Origin of the sequence: Porphyromonas miyakawae (assembly GCF_045865415.1) — a bacterium.
Lineage (GTDB): Bacteria > Bacteroidota > Bacteroidia > Bacteroidales > Porphyromonadaceae > Porphyromonas > Porphyromonas miyakawae.
Genome location: NZ_BAAFSF010000001.1, coordinates 627,158 through 650,185, shown reverse-complemented (window position 1 = coordinate 650,185; position 23,028 = coordinate 627,158). Strand labels below are relative to the sequence as shown.

General features: G+C 43.5%; 20 protein-coding genes. 15 read left to right on the top strand and 5 right to left on the bottom strand.

Annotation, left to right across the window (positions count from 1 at the left end; all coding sequences use genetic code 11):
• Positions 1-41: 41 nt before the first annotated feature.
• A complete protein-coding gene (gene aroC, locus ACLWMH_RS02645; protein ID WP_411915205.1) occupies positions 42-1,109 on the top strand; it encodes a chorismate synthase in 1,068 nt (355 codons plus the stop codon).
• A 7-nt stretch (positions 1,110-1,116) separates the two neighbouring features.
• On the opposite strand, the gene ACLWMH_RS02640 is transcribed toward aroC, so the two are convergent.
• Positions 1,117-1,701, bottom strand: coding sequence for an RNA polymerase sigma factor (locus ACLWMH_RS02640; RefSeq protein WP_411915204.1), 585 nt, complete (start codon positions 1,699-1,701; stop codon positions 1,117-1,119).
• A 495-nt stretch (positions 1,702-2,196) separates the two neighbouring features.
• On the opposite strand from ACLWMH_RS02640, the gene ACLWMH_RS02635 reads away from it, so the two are divergent.
• The 9 genes from ACLWMH_RS02635 to ACLWMH_RS02595 all read left to right on the top strand — a co-directional run bounded on the left by ACLWMH_RS02635 (position 2,197) and on the right by ACLWMH_RS02595 (position 11,787).
• Positions 2,197-3,144 carry a glucosaminidase domain-containing protein gene (locus ACLWMH_RS02635; RefSeq protein WP_411915203.1) on the top strand — a complete coding sequence of 316 codons (948 nt, stop codon included), beginning with the start codon at positions 2,197-2,199 and terminating at the stop codon, positions 3,142-3,144.
• 6 nt (positions 3,145-3,150) lie between these two features.
• Positions 3,151-4,320: an AIR synthase related protein gene (locus ACLWMH_RS02630; protein WP_411915202.1), complete on the top strand. Its 1,170-nt coding sequence runs from the start codon at positions 3,151-3,153 to the stop codon at positions 4,318-4,320.
• Positions 4,317-5,405: a peptide chain release factor 1 gene (prfA, locus tag ACLWMH_RS02625; RefSeq protein ID WP_411915201.1), complete on the top strand. Its 1,089-nt coding sequence runs from the start codon at positions 4,317-4,319 to the stop codon at positions 5,403-5,405. Before ACLWMH_RS02630 ends, prfA begins: the two co-directional genes overlap by 4 nt.
• Before the next feature lie 31 nt (positions 5,406-5,436).
• Positions 5,437-6,267, top strand: coding sequence for an orotidine-5'-phosphate decarboxylase (pyrF, locus tag ACLWMH_RS02620; protein ID WP_411915200.1), 831 nt, complete (start codon positions 5,437-5,439; stop codon positions 6,265-6,267).
• Positions 6,268-7,299: a UDP-3-O-(3-hydroxymyristoyl)glucosamine N-acyltransferase gene (gene lpxD, locus ACLWMH_RS02615; protein WP_411915199.1), complete on the top strand. Its 1,032-nt coding sequence runs from the start codon at positions 6,268-6,270 to the stop codon at positions 7,297-7,299.
• Complete coding sequence (locus ACLWMH_RS02610; RefSeq protein WP_411915198.1) at positions 7,299-8,681, top strand: bifunctional UDP-3-O-[3-hydroxymyristoyl] N-acetylglucosamine deacetylase/3-hydroxyacyl-ACP dehydratase; 1,383 nt, start codon at positions 7,299-7,301, stop codon at positions 8,679-8,681. Before lpxD ends, ACLWMH_RS02610 begins: the two co-directional genes overlap by 1 nt.
• A 44-nt stretch (positions 8,682-8,725) precedes the next feature.
• A complete protein-coding gene (gene lpxA, locus ACLWMH_RS02605) occupies positions 8,726-9,520 on the top strand; it encodes an acyl-ACP--UDP-N-acetylglucosamine O-acyltransferase (RefSeq protein WP_411915197.1) in 795 nt (264 codons plus the stop codon).
• A gap of 14 nt (positions 9,521-9,534) precedes the next feature.
• Positions 9,535-11,052 (top strand): NAD(P)H-hydrate dehydratase, encoded by a 1,518-nt coding sequence (locus ACLWMH_RS02600; protein WP_411915196.1) that lies wholly within the window; start codon positions 9,535-9,537, stop codon positions 11,050-11,052.
• Positions 11,053-11,619: 567 nt separating this feature from the next.
• Positions 11,620-11,787, top strand: a complete 168-nt coding sequence (locus ACLWMH_RS02595; protein ID WP_411915195.1) for a 4Fe-4S binding protein — start codon at positions 11,620-11,622, stop codon at positions 11,785-11,787.
• A gap of 123 nt (positions 11,788-11,910) precedes the next feature.
• Here ACLWMH_RS02595 and queG read toward each other — a convergent pair whose 3' ends face one another.
• From queG to ACLWMH_RS02580, 3 genes are read right to left on the bottom strand one after another with little or no spacing between them, the layout of a single operon-like run.
• A complete protein-coding gene (gene queG, locus ACLWMH_RS02590) occupies positions 11,911-12,906 on the bottom strand; it encodes a tRNA epoxyqueuosine(34) reductase QueG (RefSeq protein ID WP_411915194.1) in 996 nt (331 codons plus the stop codon).
• A 23-nt stretch (positions 12,907-12,929) separates the two neighbouring features.
• Entirely contained in the window at positions 12,930-13,892 is a 963-nt protein-coding gene (locus ACLWMH_RS02585) for an HU domain-containing protein (protein WP_411915193.1), read from the bottom strand.
• A 52-nt stretch (positions 13,893-13,944) separates the two neighbouring features.
• Complete coding sequence (locus tag ACLWMH_RS02580) at positions 13,945-14,235, bottom strand: DciA family protein (protein WP_411915192.1); 291 nt, start codon at positions 14,233-14,235, stop codon at positions 13,945-13,947.
• A gap of 147 nt (positions 14,236-14,382) precedes the next feature.
• Between ACLWMH_RS02580 and ACLWMH_RS02575 the strand changes: the two genes are divergently transcribed.
• The 5 genes from ACLWMH_RS02575 (at position 14,383) to ybeY (ending at position 21,066) form a co-directional block, all read left to right on the top strand.
• Entirely contained in the window at positions 14,383-16,503 is a 2,121-nt protein-coding gene (locus ACLWMH_RS02575) for a peptidylprolyl isomerase (protein ID WP_411915191.1), read from the top strand.
• Between the two features lie 96 nt (positions 16,504-16,599).
• Entirely contained in the window at positions 16,600-17,103 is a 504-nt protein-coding gene (locus ACLWMH_RS02570; RefSeq protein WP_411915190.1) for a metallophosphoesterase family protein, read from the top strand.
• Positions 17,104-17,343: 240 nt separating this feature from the next.
• Positions 17,344-19,209 carry an oxaloacetate decarboxylase gene (locus ACLWMH_RS02565; protein ID WP_411915189.1) on the top strand — a complete coding sequence of 622 codons (1,866 nt, stop codon included), beginning with the start codon at positions 17,344-17,346 and terminating at the stop codon, positions 19,207-19,209.
• Positions 19,210-19,374: 165 nt separating this feature from the next.
• Positions 19,375-20,607: a nucleoside recognition domain-containing protein gene (locus tag ACLWMH_RS02560; protein WP_411915188.1), complete on the top strand. Its 1,233-nt coding sequence runs from the start codon at positions 19,375-19,377 to the stop codon at positions 20,605-20,607.
• A 24-nt stretch (positions 20,608-20,631) separates the two neighbouring features.
• Entirely contained in the window at positions 20,632-21,066 is a 435-nt protein-coding gene (gene ybeY / locus ACLWMH_RS02555) for an rRNA maturation RNase YbeY (protein WP_411915187.1), read from the top strand.
• Positions 21,067-21,281: 215 nt separating this feature from the next.
• On the opposite strand, the gene ACLWMH_RS02550 is transcribed toward ybeY, so the two are convergent.
• Positions 21,282-22,964 (bottom strand): fimbrillin family protein, encoded by a 1,683-nt coding sequence (locus ACLWMH_RS02550; protein ID WP_411915186.1) that lies wholly within the window; start codon positions 22,962-22,964, stop codon positions 21,282-21,284.
• Positions 22,965-23,028: the final 64 nt, after the last annotated feature.

Genomic DNA, 23,028 nt, shown 5'->3' with positions numbered 1-23,028 from the left:
AAGGGAAACTTTCACACATATTACTTGCCCCCTAATCATCCGTGAATACATTCGGTAATTATGTAAGGCTTACGACATTTGGCGAGTCACACGGATTGGGTATAGGTGGAGTATTGGATGGGATCCCATCCGGCTTAGCTATTGACCTTTCAGCATTGCAGAAGATGATGGGTCATAGACGTCCGGGGGCAAGTGACTTAACCTCTGTACGCAATGAGAGTGATGAGGTCACCTTTCTGTCCGGATTGACAGAGGAATACGTGACCACCGGTGCTCCCATTGCCTATTTCGTTGAAAATAGGGACGTAAGGAGCTCTGATTACGATGCCGTTAGAAACCTATTCAGACCGGGTCATGCTGACTATACCTATTTCGTTAAATATGGTCATTCCACAGCATCAGGTGGCGGAAGGAGTTCTGCAAGAGAAACAGTAGCACGCTGCGTAGCCGGAGCAATTGCTTTACAATGGCTGGCACAGCGAGGAATTAAGATTTATCCTTATATATGTAGTGTGGGGGAACTTTCTCTTCCGGAGTGGACTGAGGTAGATCCTACACGTGCGTATGACTTTTCTTCTCGATGCCCCAATGAAGCTTTAGATAAAGAGATCATCCGACTTATATCTTCGATTCGTGCGGAAGGGGATAGTATTGGCGGTGTAGTGGCTTGTAAAGTAGAAGGCGTACCGGCTGGCTGGGGAGAACCCATTTACGACAAATTGAGTGCGCGGTTAGGCTATGCCATGCTCAGCATCAACGGAGTGAAGGGATTTGAGTTTGGAGATGGGTTTCGTACTGCTTCAATGACAGGTAGTAAAGCAAATGATGCTATGGCACTACGAAAAGACGGCTCTCCCTATTTCCTTAGCAACCATGCGGGAGGAATTTTAGGGGGTATCTCTACAGGAGCACCTATATTCTTTAGAACAGCATTCAAACCAACGCCCTCCATAAGCAGACCACAACAAACAATCTCTTCTGACGGCCATGCAGCAACCATCGAGATCGCAGGGCGACACGATCCTTGTATCGCAATCCGTGCTGTGGCCGTAGTAGAAGCCATAACTGCGCTGGTACTGGCCGATTACATGGCCTTAAGTAGAGATTAATACACCGCTAAAAAGGACTTGCGGCCGCCTGCTTACGCAGATTAATCAGTGCATAGCGCATACGCCCGAGAGCTGTATTGATACTCACTCCGGTTTGTACAGCTATTTCTTTGAAACTCATATCCTCCAGATAGCGCATTTCGAGTACCTCCCTTTGGGAGTTGGGTAATTTGTCCACCCAACTGCGCACTGCCTTGTGGTTACTCTGACGGATCAATTCCTCTTCAGCATTGCGCGCTTCCGAAGGAAGTCTATTCAATATATCTTCATAGCTACCATCTTCAGGTGCTGTCACTACGTTCTTCACTCGTACACGTCGGAAATGATCTATAATCAGATTATGTGCAATTTGCATAATCCAAGCCTTGAATTTTCCTTGTTCTGAATAGCCTCCACTACGCAAAGTCAAGATAACCTTCATGAAGGTATCCTGAAAAATATCATCTGCCAAGACGCTATCAGCTACCGTCATGCGAATATATGTATGAAGGGGAGCGTCATAACGCAATACGAGCGTATTAAAAGCCGCATTACTACCCTTTCTGTATAGTGCTACCAACTCGTTGTCGGTTAGCTTGGTCAAGTCTTCCATACTTGTTATACCAAAATAGTTACAAACAAAAAAGTAGTAGTGCTCCGATAGGCTTCTCTTCGTATTACGTTCTATTGAATTCTGACTGCAAATTAAAAGGAAAGATCTCTAATAGCCAAATAACTTTGCTCAAAACAGACAATAAGCTTTCTGAATACACCTCACAGAGGTGTTTATACAGGTCACTTAGCTTGATGAGTAGGCTGTGTTGCACAAGAGATTTGTGCGGAGCGTCTCTTTGAAAAAGAATAACAGATGTTTTTCGCCTTGTCATTTCACGTAATGGGCAAACAGAGAGGCTTGTACTTTCCATATAATAGCGTTAATACTAACTGATAAAGAATAAACATAGCCTATTCATAAGGGAACATAGCAACTTTTGTTGTACTTTTGTAGTATGTTGGCTTAGTTGGCTGTGCGGACTTAGCGAAGAGGGATAGGAGCTTTGAGAGAAATCTTTTTTTAGAGTATGAGTTTTTTATTGTAATAGAAGCGATGCAATATCAAAGACTAAAGAGAACACGAAGTGTCATACTGCTTTTTCTGCTCGTTATTTCTCCGGCGATCTCGTTGGAAGCACAGCAGATGAATGCCATTTATCAAGAGTATATTCGCACCTACGCAGACGAGGCTATTCACCAAATGAAAGAGCACCACATACCTGCTTCTATCACTATGGCACAGGGGCTTCTTGAGTCCGGTGCAGGAAAAAGCACATTGGCCTCCGTACACAATAATCACTTTGGAATCAAATGCCATAAATCATGGCAGGGAGCTCGTACTTATCGATCTGACGACCGCCCCAACGAATGCTTTCGCAGCTATGATAATGCAAAGGATTCTTATCGTGACCATTCTTATTTTCTGAAGCAACCTCGCTACCAACTACTTTATGATCTAAAAAAATCGGACTATAGGGGTTGGGCTAAAGGGCTACAGCGAGCAGGCTATGCGACAGATAAAGGGTACGCGAACAAGCTTATTGCGCTTGTGGAGTTATATGAATTGTACGAATTGGATCGCGGACGCTACCCTAACTGGATGAAAGGAAGAGGTAAAGGGCAAGAGGACACAACCGAGCCTGCAACATCCCCCACCTTCAAACATAAAGGGTATATCAGTTACGGCTTACTATACGTGATAGCTCAGCAAGGGGATACTTACACCGGCATAGCGCAAGAAATGGAGCTTAGTCCCCAGAAAGTAGCTAAATGGAATGATGCGCCTATAGACTTTCCACTACAAAAAGGAGATATTGTATATCTACAAAAGAAGAATGACCGAGCTTCCGAGCAATACACCACACACACAGTAGTCGTGGGAGAATCCATGCACAGCATATCGCAAACATATGGTATACGCGTGGAGAAACTGTACAAAATAAATGGATTGGACATGGACGAATACGTACCCGAAGAGGGGGATGTGCTTCGTCTCAGATAAAAGACAATGACAGATAATAGATATATGGCTCGCGGTGTATCTGCCGCAAAAGAAGATGTGCATAACGCCATCGCAGGGCAAGATAAGGGATTGTATCCTAAAGCATTTTGCAAGATACTCCCCGACATACTGGGTGGAGACCCGGATTACTGCAATATAATGCATGCCGATGGGGCAGGAACAAAAAGCTCTCTTGCGTATGTGTATTGGAAAGAGACCGGAGATCTAAGCGTATGGAAGGGAATTGCCCAAGACGCTGTAGTAATGAATACAGACGACCTCTGTGCTGTCGGTGCTGTGGATGGTATGCTTCTTTCCTCCACGATAGGTAGAAACAAGCAGCTAATTCCCGGTGAGGTGATCAAAGCGTTGATTGAAGGCACAGAGGAATTTCTCGAAAAATTGCGTTCTCTCGGTGTCGGAATTACACTAACAGGTGGAGAGACCGCAGATGTGGGGGATCTTGTACGCACTGTCATTGTAGATAGTAGTGTTACATGCAGACTACATCGCAATGAGGTAATCGATAATGCTAGAATCTCTTCCGGAGATGTTATAGTCGGACTTGCCTCTTACGGACAAGCTTCTTACGAGAAGTGCTATAACGGTGGTATGGGCAGCAATGGACTCACTTCAGCTCGCCACGATATACTCAATAAAACCATTGCATCAAAGTACCCCGAGAGCTATGACAAATCTATCGCTGAAGACTTGGTATACAGTGGCACAAAAAATTTATTAGATCCGGTAGAGGGAACTCCTCTTAATGTAGGTCAACTCATATTATCCCCCACTCGCACCTATACTCCTATTGTAGCTCAAGTACTGAAAGTAATGCGCAGTCAGATACATGGGATGATACATTGCACAGGGGGAGCGCAAACTAAGGTAATGAACTTTATAAATGGGTTACATGTTATCAAAGACAACATGCTCCCGATACCTCCGCTCTTTAAGTTAATAGCAGAGGAAAGTGCTGCAGACGCAAAAGAGCTTTATAAGGTGTTTAATATGGGACATCGATTTGAGTTTTACGTTCCGAGTGAAGCGGCTAATGATATTATTTCTATTGCACAAAGCTTCCAAGTAGACGCACAAATAATTGGACGAGTGGAAGCTGCCCCATGTAATCGCTTGACAATAAAAAGCCCCTACGGAACCATTGAGTACGTATGAACGAAGAGAGAATAATTAGCTATGCTTCTTCCTTAAAAGGACGATATGAGGAATTAGGTGTACTCATCACAGATCCCAATGTAATCTGTGATGCAGAGCGCTATACTCGCCTATCAAAGGAATACAAGCGCTTAGAAAACTTATTCCACGAACTTAGTGAATACGAACAATGTAAGGCTCTGATTGAAGAGGCTCGCCATACGCTTGACTCCTCAAATGACGAAGAGCTCAAAGCACTTGCAAAAGATCAATTGGAGGAGAGTGAGGCGAATCTTCCCCTTACAATTCAACAGATTGCCTTAATGCTTGTACCGGAGGATCCGGAAGATGCAAAGAATGCGATCGTAGAAATTCGTGCCGGTACCGGTGGAGATGAGGCTGCGCTATTTGCTCGCGACTTATTTAAAATGTATAGTCGCTTTGCAGAGCAACAGCGCTGGCAGATCTCTGTGACACATGTAACCGAAGGAGCTTTAGGTGGATATAAAGAGATCATCTTTAACTTATCCGGCACCGCGGTATATGGGACTATGAAATACGAATCCGGTGTGCATCGAGTACAGCGTGTGCCGGAGACGGAGACCCAAGGAAGAGTACACACTTCTGCTGCCTCAGTTGTCGTGCTACCAGAGGCAGATGAGGTGGATGTAGACATAAAAGAGAGTGATCTGCGTATTGATACATTCTGTTCTAGTGGAGCAGGTGGACAAAGTGTCAATACGACTTACTCAGCAGTTCGCATCGTTCATATACCGACAGGTGTAGTGGTGCAGTGCCAGGATGAACGCTCTCAACTAAAAAACAAAGCAAAAGCATTGGCTGAACTTCGAAGTCGTATCTACGACATAGAGCGAAGCAAGCAACTGGAAAGTGTAGCCTCACAAAGGAAATCCATGGTTTCTACGGGAGACCGATCAGCCAAGATTCGCACGTACAATTATCCGCAAGGACGTGTTACCGACCACAGAATCGGATTGACGATACATGATTTGGATGGAGTAATGAATGGTAACTTATCTACCATTATTGATGCTCTTTCGGTAGCAGAAAATACAAACAAGATGAGCGAAGCAATGCTCGCTTAATACACAACAGATAGGACACTTCATTTATAGTATGACACGAGAAGAATTAATAGCTCAGATAGTGGCAAAACGCTCTTTCCTTTGCGTGGGATTGGACACAGATGTACGAAAGTTGCCACCCCACATTATGGATGAAGAGAATCCAATGCTTTCATTCAATAGGGCAATTATTGATGCCACAGAACCATCAGCGGTAGCTTTCAAACCAAATGTAGCTTTCTACGAATCGATGGGCTCCTACGGAATGAAGGTATTGGAGGAAACTATCGACTACATAAAGGACAAATACCCCCATATGCTGGTAATAGCAGATGGCAAACGGGGCGATATAGGCAATACAGGGGCATTGTATGCGCGTGCTTACTTTGAGCACTTTCATGCAGACGGCATTACAGTAGCCCCATATATGGGCGAAGATAGTGTAAAGCCCTTCTTAGCCTACTCAGACAAATGGGTCGTGCTCCTCGCGCTTACCTCCAACGATGGCTCAAAAGACTTTCAAATGCAAAAGAATGACCATGGGGAGTATTTTTTCGAAAGCGTAATTCGCACTTCCCAAGAGTGGGGAGACAAAGAGCATTTGATGTATGTAGTAGGAGCTACACATCCCGAGTGGTTGGAGCGTATTCGTGCTATTGCGCCTGATCACTTTCTACTAGTCCCAGGTATTGGAGCACAAGGAGGTGACTTTGATGCAATTGTTAGTGCTGGTATGACAACGGAGTGTGGACTCCTTGTTAATGCATCTCGAAGTATTATCTATGCTAGCAATGGGGAGCGTTTTGCAGAAGCAGCTCATAACGAAGCGGAAGCCGTACGGCTCAAGATGGAACGTGCTTTAATCAGCAAAGGAATAATCTAAATGAAGATAATAATTAGAGATATAGCAACTCTTCTCGGAGCTACCGTAATAGGAGACGAGCTGCGAGAAATTACCTCCTTTGCAGGAATTGAAGAGGCTACTGAAGGGTGCATTTCCTTTCTCTCGAATGGGAAATATAAGTCATGCTTAGACACAACGCAAGCTTCTGCAGTACTCATCAGTAAGGAACTTCTCCCCGACCATCCTATTCAGAGTACTCTCATTGTAGTAGACGATGCCTATGCAGCTCTATCCATGCTTATGCAATACGTGTCACGGGCTACAGAAAGACACCCACAAGGCGTTTCTGACAAGGCAGTGATAGATCCTTCAGTGAAAATACCGGATCAATGCTATATTGGTGCCTATGCAGTCATTGAAAAGGGTGTTCAACTGGGAGAGGAGTGTGCTATTTATCCACTTTGTTACATAGGAGAAAACTGCTCTGTAGGAAAAGGAACAACACTCTATCCACGTGTTACGCTTTATCATGGTACCATTGTAGGAGAGAATGCCACCATACATTCTGGAGCTGTACTGGGAGCAGATGGCTTTGGCTTTGCGCCTGTTGGAGATCATTATGAAAAGATTCCTCAGCTAGGTCATGTGGTAATTGGCAACGATGTAGAGATAGGTGCCAATAGCTGCATTGATCGCGCTACTATGGGAGAGACCTCTATTGGACGAGGAACTAAGATTGATAACCTTATTCAAGTTGGACACAACTGCCAGATCGGAAACAACACCGTAATGGCAGCTCAAACCGGATTGGCCGGCTCTACTAAGTTAGGCAATCATTGTCGTATTGGAGGACAATGTGGCTTCGCCGGACATATCAATATTGGAGACAATGTAGAAATAGGAGCACAAAGTGGAATACTTAAGAATGCAGAAACAGGAAGTCGCCTCTTAGGTTCTCCTGCCGTAAATGCAAGCGAAGCACTCCGCACCTATGTTCTTATGAATAAGCTACCTGAGCTTTACCACCGTATCAATGAATTAGAGAAAGAAATTAAAGAACTGAAAAAATAATGGAACTGCAACATACTCTGTGTAACGAAATTACATTTAATGGAGTTGGACTACACACTGGGAAAGAAGTTACCCTTACCATGCGCCCTGCACCGGCAGATAGCGGATACATGATATGTCGTACAGACCTTGCGGAACCTGCTACGATTAATGCTGTAGCTGAGCTAGTTGCCTCTACAGAAAGATCTACTCTACTGAAAAGTCGCACTATGAGTGTAGGCACTGTGGAACATGCCTTGGCTGCTCTCTACGCATTAGGTGTGGATAACTGTCTCATGGAGGTCAATGGAGAAGAATTTCCCATTTTAGACGGAAGTGCAGCTCCTTATGTAGAAGCCATCAAAAGAGTTGGCCTCCAAGAGCAAAAGGCAGAGAGAGAGTATTTTGTCGTAAAACGTCCATTCGAAGTAAAAGACGATGAATCCGGGGCTCGTATTTTAGTGCTCCCTGACGACACATTTGCCATTGAAGCACACCTCTCCTACAACAGTCCGCTATTGGATCACCAGTTTGCCTCCTGGTCACTACAAGATTCCTTTGAGACAGAAATAGCAAAAGCTCGCTCTTTTGTATTTGTTCGTGATATTATGAAGCTTCATAAGATGGGACTTATACAGGGTGGAGATATATCCAATGCTCTAATTATAGCCGACACTCCCCTCTCGGACGAGGAACGCTCATTCTTCTCAGAACACTATCCACAGTTCTCTCTGCCGGAAAAGCTTGGAGCACTCAATTCTAATGAGGCCTTCAATAATGAGCCGGCCCGCCATAAAATATTAGATATTATAGGCGATTTTGCCCTTTGTGGACGCTTCATCAAAGGACATGTAATTGCATTCCGTCCGGGGCATGGCATCAATAATAAGATGGCACGCCTTCTTCGCAAGGATATCAAGATGTACGAAAGTCTGGCTCCGGAGTATGATCCCGATGCAACCCCACTAATGGACATTAATCGCATCAAGCAACTTCTTCCACACCGCTTTCCCTTCCTCATGGTAGATAAGATTGTCTCCATGGGGTACAGAAGCATTGTAGGGGTAAAGAACGTATCCGGTAATGAGCCATTCTTCCAAGGACATTTTCCCAACGAACCGGTAATGCCGGGCGTACTCATAGTTGAAGCCATGGCACAGACAGGCGGACTCTTAGTTCTCAACTCTATGGGGGATAATTGCTCCACCTACTTCTTAACTATTAACAATGTCAAGTTTAGACAAAAAGTAGTGCCCGGAGATACCTTAATTTTCAAATTAAAAATGACTAGTGAGTTACGTCGCGGAATAGCCAATATGCGTGGCCTTGCTTTTGTGGGTAGTAAGTTAGTTTGCGAGGCTGAATTTATGGCTCAAATAATAAATAACAACAAAAACGAATAAGTGTATTAATACCACCAACTATATAGCAAACACAAATCAACACTATGATAAATTCTATTTCTTCACCTATTCATCCCTGCGCAATCATCAGTCCTGATGCCAAAATAGCGCCTAATGTTAGGATAGACCCTTATGCGGTCATTGAGGATGGAGTTTCTATTGACGAAGGAACACACGTCATGTCTCATGCAACCATATGCCATGGTAGTCGTATCGGCAAAGATTGCAAGATTCACCAATTTGCGGTTGTGGGGGGGATACCACAAGATCTTAAGTTCAAAGGAGAGGAAACAGAGCTCATCATAGGAGACAGAACCACCATCCGCGAGTATGTTACCTTAAGCCGAGGTACCGCCTCACGGGGGTATACTAAAATTGGGAATGACTGCCTTATTATGGCCTATAGTCATATAGCGCACGACTGTGTCATTGGGAATCGGGTCATTGTAGGGAATGCAACACAAGTTGCCGGTGAAGTAATCATAGATGATTTTGCCACAATAAGCGCAGCTATATTAATTCACCAGTTTGTCCGGGTCGGTGCATATTCTATGATGCAGGGAGGGGCAAAGACCTCCAAGGACATTCCACCATACTCTTTAGTAGGTCGCGATCCAATCTGTTTTTGCGGGATCAACTCTGTAGGCTTGGAGAGAAACCACTTTTCCCCTGATGCTATACATTTAATTGACGATATTTATCGCACAATCTACTATAGCGGTCTTAATACAAGTAATGCAATTGCCGAAATTAAAGAGAAATTTCCCACTTGTACAGAGCGCGACACTATCATAAATTTTGTAGAATCATCCGAGAGGGGTATTCTTCGGAAGATTTAACTACAATTGTCTTTATGATTAAAGTCTTTACTTCCGACAAAATAAAAGCTCTGGATCAATACACAATGGAGCACGATGGAGTCTCTTCCATCGAATTAATCAATCGAGTTGCACAACAATTCGCACAGCACTTTAGTCGCCTGTATAAGCCACAGGCCAATCCTGTAGTCATATTAGCAGGTCCGGGCAATAATGGTGCAGATGCTTTAACCATTGCTGTGGAGCTGGCAAGAATGATGTACACAACGGAAGTGTACCTATTCAATGTCAAAGATAACCTCTCTGTCGAATGCAGTGAAAAACGTGCCGTAGCATGCAATGAGGGAAATCTGATCTTTAACGAGGTAAAGACCTCTTTTACAATGCCTCAACTTACACAACGGCACGTAATCATTGACGGGCTTTTTGGAGTGGGACTTAATCGGCCTTTGGAGAGCGGGTTTGCCCAATTGGTAGATCAAATAAATCAAAGTGGTTGCCAAGTTGTGTCAATTGATATTCCGAGCGGACTTTTTGCAGATAGCAATCGCAATCGTTCGGGTGATAGTATTATACACGCTACGCACACTTTTACCGTTGAAACCCCAAAACTTAGTTTCTTCTTTGCAGAAAACAGCTCCTTTGTAGGAAATATAGTAACCCTTCCGATCAATCTGAGTCGAGAGGGCAAAGAGGAACTTTCTGCAAAGTACCACCTGATTACGGACCACGATGTAAGCGAAGCTATAGTGCCATTAGATCGTTTTGCTCATAAGGGCACATTGGGTCATTTACTTTTAGTCGCTGGTTCGCGGGGGAAAACAGGAGCAGCCATCATGGCAGCAAAAGCTGCACTACGCTGTGGCGTCGGGAAACTTACAGCTCACCTACCCGGTTGTTGCGAAACAGCTATGCAGAGTGCTTTGCCGGAAGCTATGATTAGCTTGGATAAGCATAATGAGGTTGACACTCGTATTGCCTCGTTAGAGCCTTACTCTTCTATTGCGATAGGGCCCGGCATAGGTCAAGCCGACCTTACAGAAGCCATGTTGGACGACCTATTGCTCCGAGCACGTACTCCCGTAGTACTTGATGCTGATGCGTTGAATATACTCGGAGAGCGGAGAGATCTATTCACTAGAATTCCGGAATACTCTATTTTGACTCCACATGCCAAAGAATTAGAACGCATGGTTGGGTACTGTACTTCAAGTGAACAGCGTTTAGATGAGGCTCTCTTCTTGGCCCAGCAATACAATATTTATGTGTTACTCAAAGGCCATTATTCAGCGATTTGTACTCCCGGAGGAAAGGTTTATTTTAATCCTACAGGAAACTCCGGAATGGCTACAGCAGGCAGCGGAGATGTATTGACCGGCATGATAGGCGCATTCTTAGCTCAAGGGTACAGACCACTTGTAGCTACTATGATTGCTACCTACTTGCATGGGTTGGCGGGCGATTACTACGCAGCTCGCTTCTCCCCACGCTCACTCATAGCGTCCGATATCATTGATATGCTTCCGGAAGCATTCAAAGCGTTTCAAGCTTAATAAAATTCCTAACAAAGGAATTTTCTCTCCTCTTTGCGCTTAAGTAGTACCTTTAAATAGTTTCCTTATTTGCTTAGATTCTCCCTTCCGGGGAGCTTTAAAAGACGGGGCTATAGAGGCTCTTTTCTTTCAATGGTTAAGCTTAAAAAAGATCTATATCTATCGTTTGAAATATCAGTACCTTTTGAGAAAAAGATCTGTATCTATGAAATCATTGCATAGTATCTTTCCTCGCATGGTTCTAACGGATTATGAGCATAACTATTAGGTTTCCACTTCGTTTTCCTATTTTAGTTCATCACTCAAAAATAATATCTTCACCCCAATAGTCACATTACTTTTCCAATACCTTTCCTAATGAGAGAAAGAGGATTGAGGTAGAAAAAGAGGTAAAGAGTAACGAGAAAATGGTACAAAAAGAGGATTTTTCTACTTTGATATACCTAATAGTAGGTATAATATGAAATTTGTTATTATCTTTGCAGTGCAAGGAGAGGATAAAGGTCTTCTTGCCGTGTTAAACAAGAGCGAAAAAGGTATTAACTAATAATAGAAAGAAAAAGGAATATGGCTCATTTTATTACAGACAAATGTATAGCTTGTGGCACCTGCAAAGATGAGTGCCCGGTAGGCGCTATTAGTGAAGGCGATATCTATGTAATTGACGCAGATTCATGTATAGATTGTGGCGCATGCGCTGCTGCTTGTCCTTCTGAGGCTATTATCCAGAAATAAGTTTTAGAGGAAACTGTGTTTACAGAAGCCTCCGCAACGATGTATCGTTGTGGAGGCTTCTCTTTTTGGCTGTTTAGTGCGTTCTTTCCTCACGAAAAGTGTTTACCAAAGAGAAAAACGCCACTATTTTCTCTTTTCCTCATCACTGAGATGCCGGACGCAATATCTTATACGTTCTATGCCGGCTCGCTTCAATGGCGACTCGTAGGCAAGGCTTTCAAATACCTCTTCCGGTAGATTAAGCCAATCCTGTTTGCTTAAGTTTAGGAGTGAGGAGCGTAAAGATAGTTGTGGCTCCTGATGTGGAGTGAGTTTACGGTTGTAGGGGCAAACCAATTGACATTGATCACAACCGAAAATAAAGCGGTTACCGGTTGTTGGGAAGTTGGATGGAAGTTTGCTTTTACTCTCAATAGTTTGGTAGCTGATACACTTAGTGGGGATAATTCCATCAGATTCGGTAATTGCTCCCATGGGACAAGCTTCCATACAGCGATGGCAATTGCCACACGGAGAGCCACTAAGAGGAGAGTCGTAGGGCAATGGAAGAGTGAGGAGTATCTCCGATAAAAAGCAAAAGCTTCCATGATCGGGAATAAGCACTAAGCCATTGCGAGCGATACGTCCTATGCCGGCTTTCATTGCCCAATAGCGCTCCATGAAAGGAGCAGAGTCCACGAATACTCTTGCCTTAAAAGGAGTAGAGATTCTCTCCTTTAGGAAGTTTACTAATATATAGAGTTTATCTTTGACTACCTTGTGGTAGTCCGTTCCATAGGCATAACAAGCTATTTGAGGTACCTCATCGGATTGTTTTTCAGCAGGGTAGTAATTAAAGGCCAGCATGATTATACTCTGTGCACCCGGAAGTAGAAGTCGAGGATCGAAGCGTATATGATCATTGCGCTCTAAGTAAGTCATATCTCCGACTCCATAGCGAGCCCGCTTGGATAAATGATGAAGGCGCGCAGCCTCATCTACCTCCTCGGCACGAGCTATTCCCATAGCTACGAAACCAAGACGCAACGCCTCCTCCTGAAGACACTGCTTAATATAATAGGCCTCTTGTGGTAGGGGCTCTTTCTTATTTGAGGTGTGATGTATTCCCAAGCCGGACATTGAGGAGAGGCAAGGGGTGAAACTTATTTTTGCAGCGCAGATGCATTGAAGATCCATGCAGATGCATGCTCTTTAGGATAAGCTTCTATTAGCTCTTCGCGAGCTTTCAGAGCCTCGTCTTGAGTTGCATAGCCATTAGTATAGACAAGTATGTGCTTTCCTTTGCGCATAGTACCAATTGTAGCTGCAAAGCTATGATCTTTCTGTGAAGCAATAAACTGCTCACAGCGTGCATCGGTTGTAAAGGAGGCAATTATAATAAAATACTTTTGAACCTCCTCTTGTATGGGGACAAGGTTAGTTGACGGTTCTTCAGCGGGTTTAGTCTCTTCAATCACTTTCGGGGCAGCCTCAACTTCTTTATTCTGCTCCGGAGAAACACTTACAAACCCTGCACTATAGCGTGACGAGGAAGAAGGTGAAAGGAATGGGAGAAGCGCAAAAAGCACTACAAAGAGAGCAGCAGCACGTGCAAAAGTATTTGCGTCAATGCGGAAGCGTCGAGAGCTCTTGGGCTGCTGCTTGCGAAGCGATTCCATAGCGATAACCTCAGCCCGAGAGGAAGCCATTCTGAAGGGCATGGGAAGCAACCCATAAGCGCTTCCGCATCCTAAAATTTTTTCTCTATCAGAAGGGATAAAGTCTATACTTCCATTACTTTGGAGTTTAAGTAAGCCTATACTGCCCAAAGTGAGTTCTTTATGCTCCAAAAGAAGCTGCTTAGCCTCTTCAACGTCCTTTGTTAATATTATTTGCGCACGCCGCAAGCTGACTGCATAGGCCTCCGCATAGCAACGCTCAAGTAGGCCATCTCTCTCCATAAGGGCATTATTAAAGTGATACTGCTCACCGGCCGGATAGATCAGTCCCTGCTTCACATCATATCGTGCGGCAATAGGTTCTTTGAGTACTGCACCCAAAGAGGGAATAACTACGCAGTCGTGTACAACCAAAAGCTGCTCAAGGTAATAAAACAAAGGGTTCATGATGAGGTTTCTTCCTTTTTTTACAATGACAAAGGTAATAAATCCACTTAGATTACGACATATTGATATCAATCAGAAAGTCTGTTTCCAACTGTGTATTAATAAGCCGGATAAACTCCTGCTTACGGTTGGTCATTTCGTGTCGTACAGCAGAAGAAGAGAAGCGTACGTAAATAATTCGTTTACGACATACTGCTGAGTTTATATACTGCTTAATAGGCGCAACACACTCATTGAATACCTCCATAAGGCGTTGTTCCATAAGCCCTTCCCGTATATATGGGCGACGTGAGAGCCAGCTATTAAGGGCATCCGATATGGGGACAACAGGAGTTCGTTTCATAATCAATGATAGGTCTGAGCCTTTCAAAGATACCAATATTTTTCATTTTTCAATCGATCCTTTGAGGGAGAAGTTATCGGCACCTATCATATTCGTTATAATTTTCTTACCTTTGCACACTGTAGACAATAAGAAATAGATAAGGATATGGCTACACTTCAGAAGATACGTAACCGAGCCGGTTTACTTATAATAGTAATCGGTGTGGCATTGTTAGCTTTTATCATTGGTGACGGGTTGCGCTCCGGCTCCACTGTAGCACAGCAACGAAAGCAGAATGCTCTTACCATTAATGGCGAAAAAGTTAAAATTGAAGACTATTCACAGCGTCTGTCAGAGATCACAAGAATGTATGAGCAACAGGGGCGACAGTTGGATGATGCACAGCGCATGCAAATCAATAATCAGCTGGCACAGGAATTCATACAAAATGAAGCCCTCAAAAAGATCACTCAGCAGACAGGATTGGTAGTAACACCAAAAGAACTTTTTGCATTGGTAATGGGTGATGGAGTACAACAGCATCCCATTGCAGCTCAAAACTTAGGGACAGATCCGGAACAGATCAAGGACTTCCTCCGTCAGCTGGATGAAAGCCAAATAAAGGCACTTCCACAAGAGCAACAAGCAGCTGCCTATGAGGCAAAAGCTCAATTAGATGCTTTGTATAAGTCAATCTCATCGGAGCGCCTTTTACAGAAATACACCTCTTTAATCGCGCGTACCTATGCAGTAAATAAGGTGGATGAAAAATTCATGAGTGGTGCTCCCACTCGTACAGTGGCAGTGGTTCGTACTCCTTCTACCTTGCTAAAAGATCCTACGATTGAAGTATCTGACAAGGAGGTTGCAGATTATTATGCACAGCATATCGAGAACTATCGTTTGCCATTCCCCTATACCTTAGTGGACTACATAGCAGCAGAAGTACTGCCTAGTGAAGCAGATAATGCTGCTTCTAAAGCAGAAATGGAGAAAGCCCGTGAAGCGCTTCTCAATACGGCTCATCCGGAAACAGTTGTACGTAACTACGACAACGGTTTTGCTCCCGACATGTACCTTACGGGTGATGAAATTAGTTCAATGAATATTAGTGTGTTGGTTAACTCTTATATTCAAGTTGCCGGGATAGGTGATGTAAATAGGCCTTTTGCTGAGAATGGTCGCTATAACTTAGTTAAAATAGTAGATAAGAAGCAAGCACCAAAAGACCTGACAGCTCGTGTGATTGTACTTGATTCAATCAACTTCAAGTTAGCAGATAGCATTGCAACGGCCATCAATGCGGGAAGTACCTCTTTTGCCGAAATGGTAAATCGCTACTCCATTGATCCGACAACGAAAGCACAAGAAGGCTTCTTTACCTTTCAGGACAACAATGGTATGCTGAGCCGCAACCTCACAGAACCCATGCTGTCACGCTCCGGCTTGGATACCCTCATGCAGGTAGCTCCCAACAAAGCTTTTGTATTTAATCAAGGAGCGAATAAGTTGATTCTGCAAGTAGCTTCATTTGGTGAAAATGTGCCTAAGTTTAAGATTGCTTTCTGTAGTATACCCGCTACTTATTCTGATGAAACTTACAACGAAAAGTATCGTCTTATGAGCGATATACTTGCAGAGAACAAATCTTTTGATAGCATGAAAGAGGCTGCAAAAAAGGCAGGTTTTGAAGTTTCAGAAGGCGTTAAGACGAGTGCCAGTGAAGCACAATTGGGAAGCATTGGACAGTCTCGTGAAGTAGTTAGTTGGGCATTGCGTGGCAAAGAGGGAGAAGTAAGCGAGCATGTATTCCGTTGTGGTACCAGTCATTTGGTAATTGCTAGAATCGGAAAGACTATTCCTGCCGGCCATCTTCCTATTGAGGAGGTAAAGCAGTCTATTACAGACAAGCTTATAGCTGAAAAACGCGGTGAGCAGCTCGCTACTCAGTTGGCCGAAAAGAGCTACAAGACTATGGGAGAGTATGCTCAAGCAATGCAAACTCAAATAGACACTCTTAGCAGTGTATCAAACATCTCGGAACTCAATTCAGCTCCTCGCTTAAGTGCTTATGCAATGACACTTCCTTTGGGTACTATCTCCAAGCCTTTCCCCTCTACTACAGAGGTGATTGTGGTGCAACCTATTGCAGAAAATAGTGTTACAGTAGTTAATAGCAACATTGAGCAGCAACGTCGTTCTATTGGACAGGGCTTAGGATGGCGTGCCTTCCGCTCTGTAATGGATAATATGAAGGTAGTAGATAATCGTGGTCGTTTCTATTAATTGAAGATAATATCCCGTAGAAAATACTGAAGCTTCGGAGAGCGTCTGTATACCGCATTGGTGACGTCTCTCCGAAGTTTTTTCATTTTAATCAATATGACACGAATTGGCATTCTCTCTGATACGCATGGCTATTATGATGAAAGTTTCGCACACTATTTCAGAGAGTGTGACTTGATACTCCATGCAGGAGACATAGGGAGTGTAGTAGTCGCAGAGCATCTTGCTTCAATTGCCCCATTGAGGGCAGTTTATGGAAATATTGACGGACAGGATATAAGAGGTCTTTATCCTGAGTATCTCACTTGTGAAATAGAGCATGTCAAGTTATTGATGATGCATATTGGAGGCTCTGTAGGGCATTACAGTAAATCTGCCCGTATGCTAATAGAGCGATTTAAGCCAAACCTTTTTGTATGTGGACATAGTCATATTCTTAAAGTACAATATGATAAACAATATGATTTATTGCATGTAAACCCTGGTGCTGCAGGTCTCTCAGGTTGGCAAACAGTACGTACATTAATTCGGTTAGATATTGAAGGTAATGAGATGCACAATTTAGAGGTCATTGAGCTTAAATCACCTTATAGATCGTAGATTGCTATTGCAAGGCAGCTTTGCTTTAGAGAAACAATTACTACAAATAGGGCCTATAAGGGGGCCCTTTTTATTAGCTTTACTTTTGTACGCATTCGCTACGCTATATAAATATTATGACCTTTATTTGTACAAATGGTTAGTGAATGCGCTGTTACCTATATAATATTGCATATGCAATAGGCACTATTTTTGTACCTTTGCGATAATAGAAATAAGTATAGAGTCTCATAATAAGATATGGCAAGAAAGAGAAAGATTCAGTTTAGCCTTGTGTATCGCGACATGTGGCAGTCCTCAGGTAAGTTTCAGCCTCGTGCAGAGCAGTTGGCTGAGATTGCTCCGATCATTGTAGAGATGGGATGCTTTAGCCGGGTAGAGACGAATGGAGGCGCATTTGAGCAAGTGCAGCTATTGGCAGGCAACAACCCTAATAAAGCAGTTCGCGCCTTCACAAAAGCGTTCAATGAAGCCGGCATACTTACGCATATGCTGGACCGTGGATTAAATGGTTTGCGTATGTATCCTGTACCTGCTGATGTGCGCAAACTGATGTATAAAGTAAAGAAAGCGCAAGGAGTGGACATTACACGTATTTTCGATGGTCTTAATGACCCACGTAATATAATTCCCTCTATTCGCTATGCAAAGGAAGCAGGTATGATTCCCCAAGCTACCCTCTGCATTACTTATTCTCCGGTACACACCATTAAGTATTATAGCAACCTTGCTGATCAGCTGATAGAAGCAGGTGCTCCTGAGATCTGTTTAAAGGATATGGCCGGTATTGGACGTCCTCACTTCTTGGGCAAATTAGTAAAGACTATAAAGGATAAGCATCCCGAAGTGATCATTGAGTATCACGGACATAGTGGTCCGGGCTTTTCTGTTGCTTCCATGCTGGAGGTTTGTGAGAATGGCGCTGATATCTTAGATGTAGCGATGGAGCCTATCTCGTGGGGGAAGGTGCATCCGGATGTGATTACCATACGAGAAATGTTGGCTGACGCGGGCTTTGATGTACCGAGCATCAATATGAATGCATATATGCGTGCCCGTAGTAAAACTCAAGAGTTTATTGATGATTTCCTCGGTTATTTCATGTCACCTACAAATAAAGAAACCTCTTCTCTGCTTGTCGGTTGTGGGTTGCCCGGTGGTATGATGGGATCAATGATGAGTGACCTAAGAGGTGTACATGCCGGTATCAATATGTATCTGAGAAATAATGGTCAACCGGAGCTCTCCATTGATGATCTTTTGGTAAAGTTATTTGATGAAGTTGCTTATGTGTGGCCACGTGTCGGGTATCCCCCACTTGTAACTCCATTCAGTCAGTATGTGAAGAATGTTTCTCTTATGAACGTGTATAACATGGTACGCGGTGAGGGACGCTGGCAAGCTATTGATCAGAATGTATGGAACATGATCTTAGGTAAGGCCGGTCAATTGCCCGGCAAGCTGGATAAGGAGATTGTTGATTTGGCAAAGTCTAAGGGCTTTGAGTTTAGTGATGCCGATCCTCAGCAGTTCTATCCTGATGCATTAGATGAGTATAGAAAAGAAATGGATACAAATGGTTGGAGCTATGGCGAAGATGATGAGGAGCTCTTCGAACTTGCTATGCATGACCGTCAGTATCGCGACTTAATGAGTGGTGTAGCTAAAGAGCGTTTTGAGGAAGATTTAGCTAAAGCAAAGGCAGAGAAGTTTGCTAAGCAGGGATTTGATGACGAGGAGATCAAGAAAGCTATGCGAGCCGGCACTGTGGCTGTTGAGGCGCCTGTGAGTGGTATTGTCCTATGGGAGATAGATCTTGTGGAGGGCAGTATGGCTCCACGTGTTGGTGCTGAGTTTGCCACCGGACAACCATTTTGTAGTATTGAGAATAGTTATGGGCAAATGACCGAGGTACTTAGTCTCATAACCGGAAAGATTGCAGAGATTTGTGTGCCACAGGGAAAGGCAGTTCGTAAGGGTGAACCTATTGCCTATATGCGTCCGGCAGAAACGGAGGTGCGATGGCCTTCATACGTGTCTCCCTTAGTGAGAATCGAGCAAATGAAACGCCCACATAAACGCATATCCCGCCCCAGACATTCCTAAGTGCTACAAGGAGTGAATAGAACATGTAAGCCTCGGAGAAGCTATTTCCTTCCGAGGCTTCTTTTTTATTTCAGTAGAGCGTATGAGCTAGGGCACGAGAGATATTTTTCCTTTTTTGCTGTTGGGAATCTTTTTCATTAAAAGGGGTTGTTTATCTTTGCACTGATGTTTTTGAATTGGCTTTTTGCAGGCTTCTTTTTAGTAGCCGTTGCTTTTGGACTGTTCACCCTATGCACAACGGGTAGTACAGCTCCATTTGAGGCTATGTCAGCGGCACTCTTTTCCTCCTCTAAGAATGCTTTTGAGATAGCTATTGCATTGACCGGTATATTGGCCTTTTGGTTAGGGCTGATGCGAATAGGACAGAATAGTGGGTTGCTGGATCGTGTAGCGCGAAAGGTAGCGCCTTATGTAAGTCCTCTCTTTCCCTCGCTACCCCCCAATCATCCGGCTATGAGTGTTATTTTGATGAATTTTTCTGCTAATCTCTTGGGGATGGACAATGCTGCTACACCCATGGGATTAGAAACCATGAAGCAGCTCCAAAAGCTTAATCCAAACAAAGAACATGCCAGTGATGCAATGATTATGTTCCTTGCGATTAATGCCAGTGGACTTACATTGATACCTACTTCAATTATGGCTTTTCGGATGCAGGCTGGCAGTGCAAATCCGGCTGACGTGGCGGTTCCTATTCTACTCGCTACCAGTGTCTCTACGCTGGTAGCTATACTGGCTGTCGCTTTGAAGCAGCGAATACGTTTGTGGCAACCGAGATTAATAGCCCTCTTTTCTGTGGTACTATCACTACTGGCTCTTACATTCATTGCTTGGCATTTCATCCCCGCTGCGCAATTTTCACAAGCCGCTACGGCAATAGCCTCTATTATTCTTATGCTCCTTGTGTGTGCCTTTATTGTAGATGGTCTTCGTCACAAAGTCAACGTTTACAGCTCTTTTATCGAAGGAGCCAAAAGCGGTTTCGCTACTGCTGTGCGGATAATCCCCTATTTAGTAGCTTTGTTGGTAGGAGTGGCTGTTTTTCGTGCTTCCGGAGCAATGGATTTACTTATGGAGGGGTTACATAAATTCTTATCCTTCACGGGGGTAAATATGGATTGGGTAGAGGCTCTTCCGACTATGATAATGAAGCCTATCAGTGGCAGTGGAGCGCGTGCAATGATGATTGATGCCATGCAAACTCATGGTGCAGACAGCTTTATCGGCAGATTAACGTCTTGTGTTCAAGGCTCTACCGATACAACGCTCTATGTAGTTTCTGTCTATTTTGGAAGTGTAGAAATAACCCACTTTCGCTATACTGTTGGCTTCTCGCTGTTGGCAGATCTGGCCGGATTAGTAGCTGCTGTTGGGTTTACCTATTTGTTTTTTGCTTGAAATAGTTTTTAGAAAAGGAATATCATGATTAGTTATTCAGTAGAAAATACGGGGATGCCTCGCATAAAAAAGCGACTTGTAGAGCGCTGGATAGAGGCAGTTCTCCAGGAACGTGGGTATGAGCTTGGAGAAGTGAATTATCGTTTTGTAGACGATACTACTATGCTTAAGGAAAACCAACGATACTTAGGGCACGATTTTTACACAGATATCCTTACTTTTGAAAATAGACCTTTCGGCGTTTCCGAAAAGGTGATTTATGGCGATATCATCATCAGTACTGATCGGGTGAAGGAGAATGCTCGTAATTTGAAGGTGAGCTATCAGGAGGAACTTCATCGTGTGCTGATACATGGCATGCTGCACTTATGCGGATTGAATGACATCACTCCGGAAGAAGAAAAAGCGATGCACCTTGCTGAGGATAAAGCCTTGCAACTTTTACACACTATACAATAGAAAAAAAACAACCTTTTCCTCAAAGAAAAAAGGTATAGGTGTTTTGTTCCATAAGTACAGATCTTTTATTGGATAGATCTATATATTTCGATTGAGAGATATAGATCTATTTTTTATGCTATGGAAACGTTAGTTACTTGCAAAAGAAAGGGTGGACCTTATGATCCACCCTCTCTAAGTCAACTCGGCACTATTATTATAGTTCTGCCACTGTCTTAGCGCTTACCGAAAGGAGAAAAATCGTCTTTCGGTAATTTCGTCCACTGCTCTTCGTTGTAGGTTGCACTCGGCTTGTTGATTTCCGCATTTCTGTGGAGTGTCACATCAGCTGCGAAATTAGTCGTAGAGCCGGCCCTAAAAGGACCTATTGCGTCTATCACTTCTTCGCCTTTAAGGAGCGCTACCGGATCGTTTCCATTAAAGTTACATACATTATTATCAATTATTTCCTTACCCGGATATGACCCTTTGGCGCTAGAATGACGAATCACAAGATAGTCTCTAGCAGCTAAAGAACCCTTCAATGTGAGTTTTTTTTCCTCTACCAATTTATTGGTTTTGCCATAGTTCTCCATGGCTATTTTATACATGCTAAGATCAATTGGATTAGCCGTGGGATTATAGACCTGAATAGCTTTATTAAACCCCTTTCCTTCAATGTAGGCAGAAATAATCAACTCAGTTAATTCGCTACCGGACTCTTCTTTGGCTGCCTGCTTTACTGTAAAGGAGAACGTACCTTCTGCACGCATCTTCTCTAATGAGTAAGTGACTGTTACTATTGCAGTTCGTTCCGTGTTGGATGAATTTGCCTCAGCAACAAGCGAAATTGCATTAGCGACCTTGCTTGCTGTAAGCCAACTTTCGGAAGAAGAAACAGACCACTCTTTGCTATCTGTGCTTACCGGTATAGTTTCATTGATGGCTCCATTGGTAAAATCTTTTGTTGCACCGGCCTCAATGGTGGGAATAGCAAACTGGGCATCTTCTGCAGGAGGAGTAACCGTTCCATCCGGGCGAAGTTCATCGGGGGTTGCATTACCTTCTTCTGCCGTACGCCCATTGATTACTCCGGATATAGCATCAATGGTAACAGCTTGATTAGCAAAAAGCTTAGCCTTGAAGGTGTATGCTGTAGCAGGAGCAAATACGAAGTTTTGTTTTGCATTCCAAGTGTAGTTCTTACCATTGTAAGATAATGTAACCACTACATCTGTAGTCTGTGGCATTAGAAGCAATTTGTTACCGGTTACCGAAAGATCACTTTTCTCTTCAGCTACGGTAATTGCTCCATTATTCAAATCCATACTACCCTTGTATTGAAGTGCTTTTACTGTAAGATTGGTTATTTCAGAAGCAGGAATAACTTGATCAGCTTCATCTGTAAACTCAAAGCGTACAATAGGCAGTACATAATTGAAGTTCAAAACCACATTAGCGGCTGTCTTAGCCACATTTTTAGTAGCCTCTTTGGTGTAAAGGTAGTCTACCGGATTAGCCTTCACATCCAAGTCAAGTGTAAGCCCGGACAGATCACTCTTGTAGGGCCAATAAGCGTAGAAGTCTACATTACCATTATCGGGATAGGTAAGTACATTATCACCGGTAGCCGTAAAATTACTCGTGTTACTTCCGGCCGTCTGCGCTGTATAACATGCGTTCACTTTAGGTAGTGCAGAAGCGATAGCCTGACCGGCAGGTGTCATAAAAACTCCGATATTATCATTGGCCTCCCATTTACCATCATCTGTGGCACGCGGAGAAGCAATTACACCGGAGGGGATGTTGCTAAAGAAGCGAACTATATTATCCGATTCACGGACAGTCTTACTCTCATTACTACATCCAACTGCGAAAAGTGCTGTTAGTGACAACAGCATCAAGAAAGATTTTTTCATTTCAGTTATTGTGCTATATATATTACTATATTTTTTCTTCGAAAAAGATTTAACCCTTTAGCAG

What these genes read in the sequence shown, in the direction of transcription:
- ACLWMH_RS02550 (WP_411915186.1), bottom strand. Translation starts at nt 22,964, where the DNA reads ATGAAAAAATCTTTCTTGATGCTGTTGTCACTAACAGCACTTTTCGCA.
- ACLWMH_RS02560 (WP_411915188.1), top strand. Translation starts at nt 19,375, where the DNA reads ATGTTTTTGAATTGGCTTTTTGCAGGCTTCTTTTTAGTAGCCGTTGCT.
- ACLWMH_RS02595 (WP_411915195.1), top strand. Translation starts at nt 11,620, where the DNA reads ATGGCTCATTTTATTACAGACAAATGTATAGCTTGTGGCACCTGCAAA.
- ACLWMH_RS02585 (WP_411915193.1), bottom strand. Translation starts at nt 13,892, where the DNA reads ATGAACCCTTTGTTTTATTACCTTGAGCAGCTTTTGGTTGTACACGAC.
- ACLWMH_RS02580 (WP_411915192.1), bottom strand. Translation starts at nt 14,235, where the DNA reads ATGAAACGAACTCCTGTTGTCCCCATATCGGATGCCCTTAATAGCTGG.
- prfA (WP_411915201.1), top strand. Translation starts at nt 4,317, where the DNA reads ATGAACGAAGAGAGAATAATTAGCTATGCTTCTTCCTTAAAAGGACGA.
- ACLWMH_RS02565 (WP_411915189.1), top strand. Translation starts at nt 17,344, where the DNA reads ATGGCAAGAAAGAGAAAGATTCAGTTTAGCCTTGTGTATCGCGACATG.
- ACLWMH_RS02570 (WP_411915190.1), top strand. Translation starts at nt 16,600, where the DNA reads ATGACACGAATTGGCATTCTCTCTGATACGCATGGCTATTATGATGAA.
- ACLWMH_RS02630 (WP_411915202.1), top strand. Translation starts at nt 3,151, where the DNA reads ATGACAGATAATAGATATATGGCTCGCGGTGTATCTGCCGCAAAAGAA.
- ACLWMH_RS02575 (WP_411915191.1), top strand. Translation starts at nt 14,383, where the DNA reads ATGGCTACACTTCAGAAGATACGTAACCGAGCCGGTTTACTTATAATA.
- lpxA (WP_411915197.1), top strand. Translation starts at nt 8,726, where the DNA reads ATGATAAATTCTATTTCTTCACCTATTCATCCCTGCGCAATCATCAGT.
- queG (WP_411915194.1), bottom strand. Translation starts at nt 12,906, where the DNA reads ATGTCCGGCTTGGGAATACATCACACCTCAAATAAGAAAGAGCCCCTA.
- lpxD (WP_411915199.1), top strand. Translation starts at nt 6,268, where the DNA reads ATGAAGATAATAATTAGAGATATAGCAACTCTTCTCGGAGCTACCGTA.
- ACLWMH_RS02635 (WP_411915203.1), top strand. Translation starts at nt 2,197, where the DNA reads ATGCAATATCAAAGACTAAAGAGAACACGAAGTGTCATACTGCTTTTT.
- ACLWMH_RS02610 (WP_411915198.1), top strand. Translation starts at nt 7,299, where the DNA reads ATGGAACTGCAACATACTCTGTGTAACGAAATTACATTTAATGGAGTT.
- ACLWMH_RS02640 (WP_411915204.1), bottom strand. Translation starts at nt 1,701, where the DNA reads ATGGAAGACTTGACCAAGCTAACCGACAACGAGTTGGTAGCACTATAC.
- ybeY (WP_411915187.1), top strand. Translation starts at nt 20,632, where the DNA reads ATGATTAGTTATTCAGTAGAAAATACGGGGATGCCTCGCATAAAAAAG.
- pyrF (WP_411915200.1), top strand. Translation starts at nt 5,437, where the DNA reads ATGACACGAGAAGAATTAATAGCTCAGATAGTGGCAAAACGCTCTTTC.
- ACLWMH_RS02600 (WP_411915196.1), top strand. Translation starts at nt 9,535, where the DNA reads ATGATTAAAGTCTTTACTTCCGACAAAATAAAAGCTCTGGATCAATAC.